The organism is Streptomyces sp. NBC_00647 (assembly GCF_045207245.1).
Classification (GTDB): domain Bacteria; phylum Actinomycetota; class Actinomycetes; order Streptomycetales; family Streptomycetaceae; genus Streptomyces.
Map to the genome: position 1 here is coordinate 3357925 of NZ_CP109040.1, position 13072 is coordinate 3370996.

General features: G+C 71.4%; 8 protein-coding genes. 5 read left to right on the forward strand and 3 right to left on the reverse strand.

What is annotated here, in order from left to right; translation table 11 throughout:
• The first annotated feature begins 128 nt into the window (after positions 1 to 128).
• From OG788_RS14825 to OG788_RS14845, 5 genes are all read left to right on the forward strand, one after another.
• Positions 129 to 638 carry a tetratricopeptide repeat protein gene (locus OG788_RS14825; protein ID WP_406371235.1) on the forward strand — a complete coding sequence of 170 codons (510 nt, stop codon included), beginning with the start codon at positions 129 to 131 and terminating at the stop codon, positions 636 to 638.
• A 43-nt stretch (positions 639 to 681) separates the two neighbouring features.
• Positions 682 to 2610: a hypothetical protein gene (locus tag OG788_RS14830; protein WP_406371237.1), complete on the forward strand. Its 1929-nt coding sequence runs from the start codon at positions 682 to 684 to the stop codon at positions 2608 to 2610.
• Positions 2611 to 2729: 119 nt separating this feature from the next.
• Positions 2730 to 3650 (forward strand): metal-dependent hydrolase, encoded by a 921-nt coding sequence (locus tag OG788_RS14835; RefSeq protein WP_356755497.1) that lies wholly within the window; start codon positions 2730 to 2732, stop codon positions 3648 to 3650.
• A complete protein-coding gene (locus OG788_RS14840) occupies positions 3650 to 4699 on the forward strand; it encodes a PDR/VanB family oxidoreductase (RefSeq protein WP_406371239.1) in 1050 nt (349 codons plus the stop codon). Before OG788_RS14835 ends, OG788_RS14840 begins: the two co-directional genes overlap by 1 nt.
• Positions 4700 to 4756: 57 nt before the next feature.
• Positions 4757 to 5458: a TetR/AcrR family transcriptional regulator gene (locus OG788_RS14845; protein ID WP_406371241.1), complete on the forward strand. Its 702-nt coding sequence runs from the start codon at positions 4757 to 4759 to the stop codon at positions 5456 to 5458.
• 64 nt (positions 5459 to 5522) lie between these two features.
• Here OG788_RS14845 and OG788_RS14850 read toward each other — a convergent pair whose 3' ends face one another.
• From OG788_RS14850 to pulA, 3 genes are all read right to left on the reverse strand, one after another.
• Complete coding sequence (locus OG788_RS14850) at positions 5523 to 5879, reverse strand: 5-carboxymethyl-2-hydroxymuconate Delta-isomerase (protein WP_406371243.1); 357 nt, start codon at positions 5877 to 5879, stop codon at positions 5523 to 5525.
• 30 nt (positions 5880 to 5909) lie between these two features.
• Positions 5910 to 7544 (reverse strand): SpoIIE family protein phosphatase, encoded by a 1635-nt coding sequence (locus tag OG788_RS14855; protein WP_406371245.1) that lies wholly within the window; start codon positions 7542 to 7544, stop codon positions 5910 to 5912.
• A 98-nt stretch (positions 7545 to 7642) separates the two neighbouring features.
• On the reverse strand, positions 7643 to 13042 hold the full coding sequence (gene pulA, locus OG788_RS14860) for a pullulanase-type alpha-1,6-glucosidase (RefSeq protein WP_406376751.1): 5400 nt from the start codon (positions 13040 to 13042) through the stop codon (positions 7643 to 7645).
• Between the last annotated feature and the right edge of the window lie 30 nt (positions 13043 to 13072).

Sequence of the window (13072 nt, forward strand, 5' to 3'; positions counted from 1 at the left end):
CGCCGAGGAGAGCCCCGGCGAGGGCTCTGCCTTCGATACGGCTCCCGGCGGCCCCGTGCTCAATCGGCCGCCGTTCCCGGTGGTGAACCCGATACCGCCAGGGGTACAGCTGTGCGAGGGTGTCACCCGTGAACGAAGACTGGGAAGAGCGTACGGCGGCGGCCTGGGCCGGCTTCGACGACTACGAGGAAGAGCGGGCGGCGGACTTCCGGGCGGTGATCGACGCCCTGGTCGCCGAACTGCCCGCGGACAGCCCCCTCGGCCCCTTCGAGCAGGCCTGCGCCTGGGACTCGACGGGCCACTCGGACAAGGCCGTACCGCTGTACCGGGAGGCACTGGCCCTCGGCCTGAGCGGATACAAGGGCCGGCGCGCGAAGATCCAGCTCTCCAGTTCGCTGCGGAACATCGGACAGGCGGACGAGGGCGTCAAGCTGCTGTCCCCCGAACTGGTCGGCTCCTCCGACGAGTTGGACGACGCGGTGCGGGCCTGTCTGGCGCTCTGCCTCGCCGACCTCGGCCGCGAACGCGAGGGCCTGTCCCTGGTGATCGGCGCGCTGGCCCCCCATCTGCCGCGCTACCAGCGGTCGATGGCGAACTACGCGCGACTGCTCGTGGAGCCCGAGGACTCGCAGGACTAGGCGGGGCCTGTGACCATCCACCGATTCGCTCGTTCTGCTGAACGTGCAGTCACAGGATGTAGCCCCGCGCCCCGCAGCCTCCTCCGGAGCGGTCGTCGACGTCGAGCAGGCCGAGGCCGCGCTGGTCGAGCACTACCCGCGGCTGGTCCGGCTGGCCTATCTGGTGCTTCCGCCGAGCCTCGGCCGCAACCGCCGGGTGCTGACCGCGCACGCCCTCACCCAGCGCGCGCTGCCGCGCGGCCGCGCTTCGGGCGACGCCTCGGTCATTCCGGCACAGCAGAGCGGCGGCGGCCGCGACGGCGACCCGGGTTACGCCTTCGTACGCCTGCGGGTGGTGCGTACGGCACTGGAGGCGGGGCTGCCGCTGAAGCGACGGGCGTGGCCCAAGCGGTCCCAGCTGCCGCCCCTGCTCCCCCATGTCTGGGGCCTGCGGCTCTTCCCGCGCTCGGGCGGGGCCGAGGAACTGGCTCTGGACCAGCGGCTGTCCGCGCTGTCGGGGCCGGCCCGTGCCGCGTACGTGCTGCGCGGCCTGGAGAAGCTGTCCGACGCGAACCTGCGCAGGATGCTGTCCGCGGCCGGCGTCGCGGACCCGGCCGCGGCGCTGAAGGAGGCCGCGAGCGTCGAGGCGCGGGACGCACTGCTCGACTCCCCCGAGTTCGACCCCTGTTCGCTGCACGCCCGGCCCACCGACCTGATGCGGCGCAGGCAGCACATGAAGGCCGCCCTCGCCGCCACCGCCGCCGTGGCCGTCTGCGGCGCCCTGCTCGGACTGCCGGGCGACGGCTGGGGCCCGGACGGCGCCGCGGCTCCCTCCTACGCGCAGAACCCGGCCGCCGAGGCCGCCCTCGACCCCGCCAGGCTGGAGCGGGTCGCGGCGGCGGCCTGGGAGTCCTCCGCGCGCACCGACTTCTCCGTGTGGCCGGCCCGCGGCGACCTCGTCGAGGACACCGCGCTCCTGCGCCGGGCGCTCGCCGTCTGGGCCAGGCCCGGCGAGTCCGTGCAGGTCTCGGCGACGCCCGGCACACCCTCCGGCGCCCCGCCCGGCCCGCCCCAGCTGCTGTACGCGGGCGAGGTCGACCAGGCACGGGTGGTGCTCCTCTACGACGGTCTGCGCATCGCGCGCTACGCCGAGCCGCGGGACGGCACGGGCGGCGCGGCCCTCGACTTCGCGCGGGTCGACGGGGCGAGCGGGGCCGAGGCGAGCGCGGTGGTGCTGGGCCGGGCCGACGGCAACGTCCGGTATCTGACGGCCCCCTGGGTGAAGAAGGCCGCCGAGCGCGACCTGCTGAAACCCTCCGCCGGGGCGATGGACCTCACCCTGTCCGCGGACGGCGCCACCTCCCCGCTGGCCGGTCCGCCGCGGACCGGCGCGTGCACCTCGTGGAACGTGCTCCAGATCAAGGACCGTTCCGGCACGCATCTGCTGACGGACCTCGGCGAGCTGACCCCGGCCCACCTCACCTCGGGCCGGCCCGCCGCGCCCCGGGAGGCGTCGGGAGCCCAGGACCTGCGGGGGTGGGCGCCGTTCTCGTGCTCCCTCGCCTCGGTGCGCTCGCAGGGCGTGCGGTCCGTGAACGCCTGGCAGTACGCGCGGCAGCCGCTGCCCGACGCGAGCGGATCGGCGGAGTGGGTGTGCACCCGCGCCGACACCTGGCGGGGCGGCGGCACCCGGGTGCTGGCCCAGTTCCGCACCTCGGGCGGGACGTACGGGGCGGTCGCCGCGAAGGCCGAGAACTCCCCGGCCTGCGGCTCCCGCGACCCGCACGTACTGGCCGGTGTGCTGTGGAAGTCGGGGGCGGGGGCCTGGTATCTCCTCGCGGCCGGCAGCAGGGACACGGCGTCGGTCGACGCGACGGGCGGGGTGCGCGGGTCGGCGGAGGGTTCCCAGCTCGCCGTACGGACGAAGCAGGGGGCGCAGGCCGAGCTGAAGGGGACCCTGGAGGACGGCCGGGGCATCACCGGGCTGCGCTGAGCCCGGCGCCACTCTCCACCCCGGCCGCCGCCGTCACGCCGGACCCATTGCTGACACAGACGTAAATAACTAGGCGCACGGGGGTTCTCCGTGCGCCTACCCGTCAGTACATTGACGCCATGTCTAACACGCAGGCCCGGCTGCCCCTGCCGGTCGAGTCCGAGTGGACGGCGCTCAAGGCGCGGAAGGTGTCGTTCTCGTGGGAGGACACACCGCTGCACTGGGTGCCGGACGATCCGTTCGCCACGCACACCATCAATGTGCTGCATCTGCTGCTGCCGGCCGGCGAGCGGTGGTTCGTGCACGTGTACCGGCAGGTGCTCCCCCTCATCCGTGACGAGCGGCTGCGCGCGGACGTCATCGGGTTCATCGGGCAGGAGGCGATGCACTCGCAGGCGCACGACGAGGTGCTGCCGCACCTCAAGGAGCTGGGGCTCGACCCGACGCCGTACACCGCACAGGTCGACTGGCTCTTCGAGAAGCTGCTCGGCGACCGGACGCTGCCCCCGGGCAAGGCGCGGAAATGGTGGCTGCTGGAGCGGGTCGCCCTGATCGCGGCGATCGAGCACTACACCGCGTTCCTCGGCGACTGGGTCCTGAACGCCGAGGAGTTGGACCGGCGAGGCGCCGATCCGACCATGCTGGACCTGCTGCGCTGGCACGGCGCGGAGGAGGTCGAGCACCGCTCGGTGGCGTTCGAGCTGTTCCTGCATGTCGACGGCAGTTACCGGCGGCGCGCGCGGACGTGGGCGACCGCGTTCACCGCGCTCGTCTTCCTGTGGCAGCGCGGTACCCGGTTCTTCATGGAGAACGACCCGACCCTGGCGAACGGCCGGGCGAGCTTCAAGGACTTCTACGTCGGCGGGAAACGGGGCGTGCTTCCGTCCACCGGGGACATGCTCAAGTCCATCCCCCGCTATCTCAGCCGCACGTACCACCCCTCGCAGGAGGGCTCCACCGAGCAGGCGGTCGCGTATCTGGCCTCCTCACCGGCAGCGACGGCTGCCTCGGCCGCCGAGAAGGACGCTGGTGCCGCGTGATGCCCAAGGCGCGGACCGTCGTGGCCGTCGCGGGTGCGGCGCTGATCGTCCGGCGGGCGCTGCGCCGCCGGATCGGGGAGTCACCGCTGTGGCCGCTGCCCGCCCTGGAGAACCCGGTCTCCGGCCGGCCCCGCTCGCGGGCCCTGCGGCTGCTGGTCGCCCGGCACGAGCGGGTCGCCGACGGCGTCGTCCAACTGCGCCTGGAGGGAGCGGACCTGCCGCCCTGGGAGCCGGGGGCCCATCTCGATCTGGTGCTGCCGTCGGGGCTCGTCAGGCAGTACTCGCTGTGCGGTGACCCGGAGGACACCTCCTCGTACACGGTCGCGACCCGACTGGTCGAGGACGGGCGGGGCGGATCGCGCGAGGTGCACGAACGGCTCCGGGAGGGCATGGAGGTCGAGGTGCGCGGACCGCGCAATCGCTTCCCGCTCGTGGACGCTCCGGCGTACGTCTTCGTCGTGGGCGGGATCGGGATCACCCCGGTCCTGCCGATGCTGCGGGCACTGCGGGAGGGCGCCGACTGGCGGCTGCTGTACGGTGGCCGGACGCGCGCCTCGATGCCGTTCCTGGAGGAGATCGAGAAGCTGGACCGTACGAAGGTCACCGTCGTGGCGGAGGACGAGGACGGGCTGCCGGACCTGGACGCGCTGTTCGCGGACCTCCCCCGGGGAGCGGTGGTGTACTGCTGCGGTCCGGACGGACTGACGGCGGCGGTCGAGGCGCGGATTCCGGAGGGCGGCACACTGCACGTGGAGCGGTTCACGGCCCTCGCGTCCGGCGAGGGCGACACCGCCTTCGAGGTCGAACTGCGGCGCAGCGGACGCACGGTGACCGTGCCGGCCGGTACGTCGGTCCTCGCCGCGGTCCGCGCGGAACTGCCCGACACGCTCTACTCCTGTGAGCAGGGATTCTGCGGGACCTGCCAACAGCGGGTCCTGGAGGGGGAGATCGAGCACCGGGACGAGCTGCTGACGGACGCGGAGCGTGACGACTCGATGCTGATCTGTGTCTCGCGTACGCGGAGTGGGAGAATCGTGCTGGACATGTGAACGTCCCCGGCCCGGACCGGCCCGTTCCGGGCCGGATCCGATCGGTAAGGTGTTCGCATGACAACCGGGGTACGCCGCAGGATGGGTGTCGAGGAGCGACGGCAGCAGTTGATCGGCGTCGCCCTCGAACTGTTCAGCCGACGCTCGCCCGACGAGGTCTCCATCGACGAGATAGCCTCGACCGCGGGCATCTCGCGACCGCTCGTGTACCACTACTTTCCGGGCAAACTCAGTCTGTACGAGGCGGCGTTGCAGCGCGCCGCCGACGATCTCGCGGGCCGGTTCGTGGAGTCCCGCGAAGGGCCGCTGGGGGCACGGCTGCTGCGGGTGATGCGCCGGTTCTTCGACTTCGTGGACGACCACGGGCCCGGTTTCGCCGCGTTGATGCGGGGCGGCCCGGCCGTCGGCTCGTCGACCACCAACGCCCTCGTCGACGCCGTGCGGCAGGCCGCCTACCTCCAGATCCTGTCGCACCTGGACGTCGAGAACCCGCCCGCGCGGCTGGAACTGGTGATCCGCTCCTGGATCTCGCTCGTCGAGTCGACCGCGCTGATCTGGCTGGACGGGCGGCGGATTCCGCGCGGCGAGCTGGAGGTCCAGCTCGTGCACGACTTCGCCGCCCTGGCGGCGGTGAGCGCCGCCTACGACCCGGAGGTCGCCGAGTTGCTGCGCAAGGGCCTCAGCGGCGAGCCGGGCGACGGGCCGTTCACCGACCTCGTCGTCCGGCTGCTCGCGCTCGCCTCGCCCCCCGCGCCCTAGGAGCGGCGGGGGCGGCCCGTACGGGCCGGACTCGCCCCGGAGCCCTGGGACTCCGCCCTGGGAACTACGCCTCGAACTTGCGGTACGACGGGTCGAGGTCGCGCACCTCGGCCGAGGCGTGCAGTTCCACGCCCTCGGCCGGCTTCACATGCGTCTTCAGCAGCTCCAGCGCGGCCTCGGTCAGTTTCGCCTTGGCCTCCTCCGTCCGCCCGGCGAGCAGACCGAGGGTGACATGGACGACGGCGTGCCCTCCGGCGTCCGCGCCGACGACGGTGTCCTCGGTCCGGCGGAACTGCGTCTTGCACCCGCCGATCTTCGCGGCGACCGTCCGGACCACCTCCGCGTGCAGTGCCAGGGCGAACCCGGGCCGGTCGAAGGCGTCTTCGAGCGGCGCGGAGTAGTCGACGGTGATCTGCGGCATGAGCACTCCTGATTCCAGGGACGGTCCCGATCACCCTAGCCGCATCGCCAGCAGCGCGATGTCGTCCTCCCTGCCCCGGCCGAAGCAGTCGAGGAGGGCGTCGCAGAGCGCCGCTGTCCCCCGTGGGGCGGCGGACGCCGCGCGGCGCAGCTGCTCCATGGAGACCTCCAGGTCGGTGCCGCGCGTCTCGATGAGGCCGTCGGTGACCATGAGGAGCCGGTCGGTGGGCATCAGGACGGCCTCGGTGGGCGGCGGGCGGTCCAGGCCGAGGCCGAGCAGCGGGCCCCGGGCCTTGACGTACTCGGCGGTGGCGTCGTCGCCGACGAGGAGCGGCGGTATGTGCCCGGCGTTGGCGATCCGGGCCCGCCCGCTCACCGGGTCGACCAGCACCAGACAGACGGTGGCGGTGACATCGGGGTGGTAGCGCTGGAGCATCCGGTCGAGCCGCCCGGCCAGCACGCCGGGGTCGGGGTCCTCGACGCAGTAGGCGCGCAGGGCGTGCCGGATCTCGACCATCACCGTGGCAGCCTCGAGGGAGTGCCCGACGACGTCGCCGACGGCGGTCAGCACGCCGTGGGAGGTGGGCAGCGCCGCGTAGAAGTCTCCGCCGATCTCGGTCTGCCGGGAGGCGGGGACATAGCGCACGACGACGTCGACGCCCGGCATCGTGGGCAACTCCTGGGGCAGGAAGCTGTGTTGCAGGGTCAGTGCGACATGGCGCTCGACCTGGTACCTGAGCAGCGGCTCGGCGGCCAGGGCGGTGGCCTGGGCGAGCCGGACCACCAGTCTGCCGGTCTCCGGCGCCCTGTCGCGGCCGGTGTGCGCGGGCGTGGCGAGGCACACCGGTGTCGTGCCGTCGGGGGTGCGGGCGAGGACGAGCCGGGCGTCCTCTGCCGCGCCGGGCCGGAAGAAGCCGGCCGGCCACAGGGGGGCGGGCACGACCGTGCCGCGCACCCCGCCGCGTCCGGCCATGGCGGAGCCGATCAGCCGGGCCACGGCCTCGTGCGCGCCGGAGTCCGGCAGCGCCGCCCGCGCCCTGCTCCGGGACAGTCCCCGGTACAGCTCGCCGTCCTCGGCGAGCACGAACACGGCGGCCGGGGTGCCGGTGAGCCGGGCGGTCCCCTCGGCGGCGGCGTCGGCGAGTTCCGCCGGGCAGCGCGCGGTCTGGACGGCGACGATCGTCTCGGACAACAGCGTGAGCCGTCGTACGAGCGTCTCGGCGTCGGCCCGCATCCTGGCGCCACGCACCGCGGCGCCCACGACGGCCTGGATCTCCCGGGGTTCGGCGGGGACCGAGAGGTAGGCGTCGCCGCCGGCGTCGAGGCCCAGGCAGCGGTAGGCGGGGCCGTCCGAGACGGCGGAGAAGTGCACGACGGGCAGGGCGGCCATCTGCGGCCGTGACTTGAGCCTGCGGCACAGCTCGAAGCCGTTCATGTCCGGCAGCCCCACGTCCACCAGGGCCACATCGGGCAGGACGCCCGTCCGCAGTCGTACGTCGAGTTCGAGGAGCGCCTCGGCCGCGCTGGCCACCGGAATGACGCTGTGCCCGGCGCGGCTGAGCACGGCGCCGAGCGCGTAGCGGCCCGTCGCCGTGTCGTCGACGACCAGCACGGTGGACGCGGTGTCCGCCGTCGGGCCGGTGGACGTCGTGTCGTCACCGTCCATGGGAACAGTCTCTCGAGGCACGGGTGTTGGTGAGGGCGGCTCCGGCCACCGGATCTGCTCCGGGTGTCCGGTTCCGCCCCCACCAAGCTAGCCCGCTGTCACGAGGTTCGGGTGAAAACCGCCACCGTTCGGCCCGGAACGGCGAAGGTGCCCGATTTCTCCGCGTAGGACGAGGACTTGACGATAGGGTCCGCGCCCGACGCCTGCACCGGGTGCAGCTTGTACGCCTTCCCGGCCAGGGAGCCGACGGTCTGCTCCTGCTTCTCGGGGGTGGCGTTGAAGACGATCACGAGGTCGCCGAGGCGCACCGTGATCACCCCGGGGGTCTCGTCCTTCCCTGACAGCGGGAAGGAGAGCGTCGACTGCACCTGTCCGGCCGTGGAGAGCGAGAACACGTCCTCGCTCGTACGGATCCGCTGCAGGTCCTGGTAGGCGGCCGAGGCGCCGTCGATCTGCGCGCAGCCCACCTTGACGGATGTCAACAGCGGTGTGGCGTAGGGCCACTTGGAGGTGTTGTCGGCGGCCGGCGGCAGCCCGCGTCCGAATCCGTTGCCGTCCTGGCAGTTCCAGTGGACGGCGTTGAACCAGTCACCACTGTCGAAGGAGTTGCGGTCCAGGGACTTGGAGCGCAGCAGGTCGGAGCCGGCCTGGGAGAGGGACGGTCCCTGCGAGAGGGTGGCCGTCGCCATCGCCAGGACCTGCATCCGGGCCCGGTCCGCCGCGCCGGTCGTCGCGGGCAGTTTGTACGTCAGCGCGTCGTACAGCGACTCGTTGTCGTGCGCGTCGGCGTAGGCGAGCGCGTCGCCGGGAGCGTCCGCGTAGCCGGCCGGCTGACCGTTGTAGTCGACCTCGGAGCCCTTGACCTCCTTGCCCGCGGAGTCGGTGAAGCGGAACGCGGCCAGGTTGCCGGTCAGGCCGACCTTGATGAGGTCCTGGTAGTGCAGCAGCCGGGCCTTCTGCTCGGCCGGAGTGCCGTTGGAGGTCGAGGAGTTGGGGTCGGTGAACAGGCCCGAGGCGAAGCCCTGGATACCGGGGTCGGAATCGAAGGGACCGCCACCGCGGACGGCGTCACGGGCCCGGTCGGAGAAGGTCGCGATCCCGGTCCCGGCCATGTTCTTCTGGGTGGCCTGGACGAACCGGGCGTCGTCGGCGACCTCGCCGAAGTTCCAGCCCTCGCCGTACAGGATGATCTTCTTGCCGTCGACCCCGTCCTTCGCGGGCGTGAGTGCGTCGAGGGCCTTCCTGACCGCGAGGATGTTGGCCTTGGGGTGGTGCCCCATGAGGTCGAAGCGGAAGCCGTCGACCTTGTACTCCTTGGCCCAGGTGACGATCGAGTCGACGACCAGCTTGCCCATCATGGCGTTCTCGGTGGCCGTGTTGGCGCAGCAGGTGGAGTTGGCGACACTGCCGTCGGCGAGCAGCCGCTGGTAGTAGCCGGGGACGATCCGGTCGAGGACGCTGGTGTCGGCCTGGCCGCTCGCGGCGGTGTGGTTGTAGACCACGTCCATGACGACCCGCAGGCCGTCCTCGTTCAGGGACTTGACCATGTCGCGGAACTCGACCGTGCGCCGGGTGCCGTCGGGGTCCGTGGCGTAGGAACCTTCGGGGACCGTGTAGTGGTACGGGTCGTAGCCCCAGTTGTAGGCGTCCTTGGCGGCGGTCTTCGCCACGCACTCCTGCTGCTTCTGGGAGTCGGCGGCGTAGGAGGCGAGATCGCAGTCGGTGGTCTGCTGGTCCGCCTTCCTCTCGGGGATGGTGGCGATGTCGAACGCGGGCAGCAGGTGCACGTACGAGGTGCCGGACGCGGCCAGCTTCCTCAGGTGCTTCGAGCCGTCGCTGCTCCTGTCGGTGAAGGCGCGGTAGGTGCCCTTGTCCTTCGCGGGGACGGTCTTGTCCGCCACCGAGAAGTCGCGGATGTGCAGTTCCTGGATCTGCGCGTCCTTCAGCGGCACGGCCTTGGGCTTCTTCAGCGAGGACCAGCCGGACGGGGCGAGGGACTTGGCGTCCAGGTCGACGACCAGGCTGCGCTTGGAGTCGGTGGTCAGGGCGACCGAGTACGGGTCGGTGACCTTGTTGGTGACGACCTTCCGGACGGTCGGCGCCCACACCTTCACGACGTAGCGATAGGGCTTGCCGGTCCAGGACCGCTTGCCCGTGACGGACCAGACGCCGGAGGCGCTGTCGCGCTTCATGGCGACGGTGGAGCCGTCGAGGTCGAGGCTGACCGACTGCGCGGTCGGGGCCCACACCGAGAGGGTGGGAACGCCGTCGCGGAACACCGGCCCGAGCCGCGCGCTCTTCGCGTCGTACAGATCGTCGAGGACGCCGGCGATCTGGACACCGGTCGCCGCGAGCACGGCGCCGTTCGCGGCCCGTTGCGAGGCGACGAGCTGGCCGCCGAGCGCGGAGCGCACCCGGTCGCGGTCGCGCGGGTCGACGGACCAGGCGGTGTACGCCTTCAGGTGCGGGAACCTCGCCTTCTGGGCGTCGGTGAGGGTGGTCTTGTTCAGTCGCAGCCAGTGCTCGTCGTCGCTGGTCAGCGCGCCGTCCTTGACGGCGATCGAACCGTCGCGGGAGGAGAGGAGCTGGGTGGACACGGCGGCCTCGGAGCCGTTCCAGGCGACCGTGTTCCGGTCGATCCAGACCGCCTTGGAGGTGGTCAGGTCGAGGGCGGCCGCGCTGCCCGCGGGCTGCGGCAGCAGGTACTTCTCCTGGCCGTTCAGCAGCCACACCTCATGGCCGTTCGCGGTCAGGTCGAGCGACTGGTCGGTGGGCAGATCCTTGTCGTCGCCCTTGTGGAGGATGTAGCTGAGGCTGGTGGCACCCTCGGCGAGCGGCACCTCGTAGACGGCGCCGTAGGCGTCGGTCCGTACCGGCTCCAGGGGCTTCGTCCAGTCCGTGGGCGTCGCGGCCCCGGTCCAGGTGTGCAGACCCCAGCCGGCGTAGTCGCCGTCGGCGCGGTGGTAGTGGAGGACCGCCTTGGTCTTGTCCTGGGCGGGCAGGTCGGGCCGCTCGGTGAGGACGGCCTCCTTGCCCTGCTCGAGCCAGACCTCGCCCGTCTTGGTGACGTCGATGGTGCGGTCGGCGGAGACGTCCTTGTTGCCGTCCTTGTCGATGACCAGGAAGCCCACGCCGGAGGCGCCGGGCTTCAGCTTCACGTAGGCGAAGGCGCCATAGGCGTCCCGGCCGACGAAGTCGTGGCCGGCCGGCCAGGTCGTGGACTCGCCGTCGGCGATGTCGCCCCAGGCGTACAGGCGCCAGTCGGTGTAGTCGCCGTCGGTGCGCTTGTAGTGGACGACCGCGTAGTCGCGCGAGGAGGCCGCGGGGATCTCCTCGGCGGGCGGGGTGCCCGTGGTCGAGGCGGCCGTCGCGCTCGCCGTGCGTCCGGCCGAGTCGATCACGACGGCCTTGTAGCGCAGGGCGGTTCCGGCCGGTACCTCCTCGCCGATGGCCTGGGTGACCTTGTACGGGGCGTGGTCGGCGGAGCCGAGGGTCCGCCACTTGCCGTTGCCGGTCTGGGCGGCGAAGACGACCCGGTCGAGCTGTCCGCCGGTGACGTCCGCCGACAGTTCGACGGTGCCGGTGGCGCCCGCGGCCGGGGCCTTCAGCGTCAGCGTCGGCTGGGAAGCGGGGGCGGCGAGCCGGCCCGCGGCCTTGAGGACGATCGCCGAACCCGCCGGGACGGTGACGTCGACCTTCTTGTCCGCGTCGCTCTTCACCGAGGCCGAGGCCCCGTACACGGCGCGGAAGTTCATGTTCGCCGAGCCCGTCGCGAACGTCGCCTTCTTCGCCTCGTCGGCGTTGTTCACGGCGACGACGTACTCGGTGCCGGTCTTCGCGTCCGTACGGGAGAAGGCGTACACACCGGCGCCGTCCGCGGCGTACCGCTCGGTCTGGACACCGTCCGTGAGGGCGGGGTTGTCCTTGCGGAGCTTGGAGAGAGCGCTGATCTGCTCGTAGAGCGGGGCGCTCGTGTCGTAGGCGTCGCTCGCGTGCGTGCGGTCGGTGCCGATCTCGTCGTCGTCGAGGTAGTCGGCGACCTTGGAGGCGAACATCGTCTGGCGGGCGTCCTTGTCACCGCCGGAGCCGGTGAAGCCCTGCTCGTCGCCGTAGTAGACGACGGGGTTGCCGCGGCTGAGGAACATCAGCTCGTTGGCGAGCTTGTCCTTCTTCAGCAGTTCGGCGTCGGTCGCCTTCGGGTTGTCCTGGTTCAGGAAGTACCCGATGCGGCCCATGTCGTGGTTGCCGAGGAAGGTGACCTGCTCGTAGGCGTTGGCCTTGTCGGTCGTGTACTTGTAGTCGTCCCCGAAGACGGACGCCAGCTTCTGTGCGCTACCGCCCTGCGAGGCGTACGAGCGGGCCGCGTCCTGGAAGGGGAAGTCGAGGGTGGAGTCGAGACGGCCCTGGGTGACGTACGGCGAGGTGATCGACGTGTCGGCGGAGTAGACCTCGCCGAACATGAAGAAGTCCTTGCGCCCGTGCTTGGCGGCGTACGCGTCGAGGGCGGTCGCCCACTGCGTCCAGAACTCCATGTTCACGTGCTTCACGGTGTCGATCCGGAAGCCGTCGATGCCGAAGTCGCGGACCCACTTCTCGTAGATCTTCTCCATGCCGCTGACCACTTCGGGACGTTCGGTCCACAGGTCGTCGAGGCCGGAGAAGTCACCGTACGTGGTGGACTCGCCGGCGTAGGTGGAGTCACCGCGGTTGGTGTACATCGTCGTGTCGTTGAGCCACGACGGCACCTTGGCGCTCTTCTTCGCGGCGGGCACCGTCGGCGTACGGGGGAAGGAGTCGGCGTCCACGGACGGGAAGCCGTGGCGGCCGTCCGCGTAGTCCGCGTCGTCGAACGGCTTCCCGTCCTTGGTCAGATACGGGAAGGCGCCCTTGGAGAGGTAGCCGTAGGACTTCTCCTCGTAGTCGACGACATCGGCCGTGTGGTTGGTGATGACGTCGAAGAAGACCTTCATGCCCTTGGCGTGGGCCTTGGAGATCAGGGTCTCCAGGTCCTTGTTGGTGCCGAAGTGCGGGTCGACCCGGGTGAAGTCGGTGATCCAGTAGCCGTGGTAGCCGGCCGAGGCGTCCTTGCCGGTGCCCTGGACGGGCTGGTTCTTGAAGATCGGCGCCATCCAGATGGCGGTGGTGCCGAGGCCCTTGATGTAGTCGAGCCGCTTGGTCAGACCCTTGAGGTCGCCGCCCTGGTAGAAGCCCTTGTCGGTGGGGTCGTAGCCGGTCGACAGCCGGGAGCCGGTCAGTCCGCCCTCGTCGTTGGACGTGTCGCCGTTGGCGAAACGATCCGGCATCACAAAGTAGAACTGGTCACGGGTGGAATCGTGTCGCGAGGGCTCGGCGGCGAGCTTCGCGTCCGACGGCGGTGCGGGCGGGGTCTGGGCCCGCGCCACGAGGGGTTGCGCAAGCGATACGGCCAATGCGGCGGCGAGGACGGCTGCGCGCAGCCTGGGGCGGCCTGTGCGGCGCGCCGGCCCTCTCGGTATCAGGTCCACAGTTGTGAACTCCTAGCGATTACG

What these genes read in the sequence shown, in the direction of transcription:
- OG788_RS14835 (WP_356755497.1), top strand. Translation starts at nt 2,730, where the DNA reads ATGTCTAACACGCAGGCCCGGCTGCCCCTGCCGGTCGAGTCCGAGTGG.
- OG788_RS14840 (WP_406371239.1), top strand. Translation starts at nt 3,650, where the DNA reads ATGCCCAAGGCGCGGACCGTCGTGGCCGTCGCGGGTGCGGCGCTGATC.
- OG788_RS14845 (WP_406371241.1), top strand. Translation starts at nt 4,757, where the DNA reads ATGACAACCGGGGTACGCCGCAGGATGGGTGTCGAGGAGCGACGGCAG.
- OG788_RS14850 (WP_406371243.1), bottom strand. Translation starts at nt 5,879, where the DNA reads ATGCCGCAGATCACCGTCGACTACTCCGCGCCGCTCGAAGACGCCTTC.
- OG788_RS14855 (WP_406371245.1), bottom strand. Translation starts at nt 7,544, where the DNA reads ATGGACGGTGACGACACGACGTCCACCGGCCCGACGGCGGACACCGCG.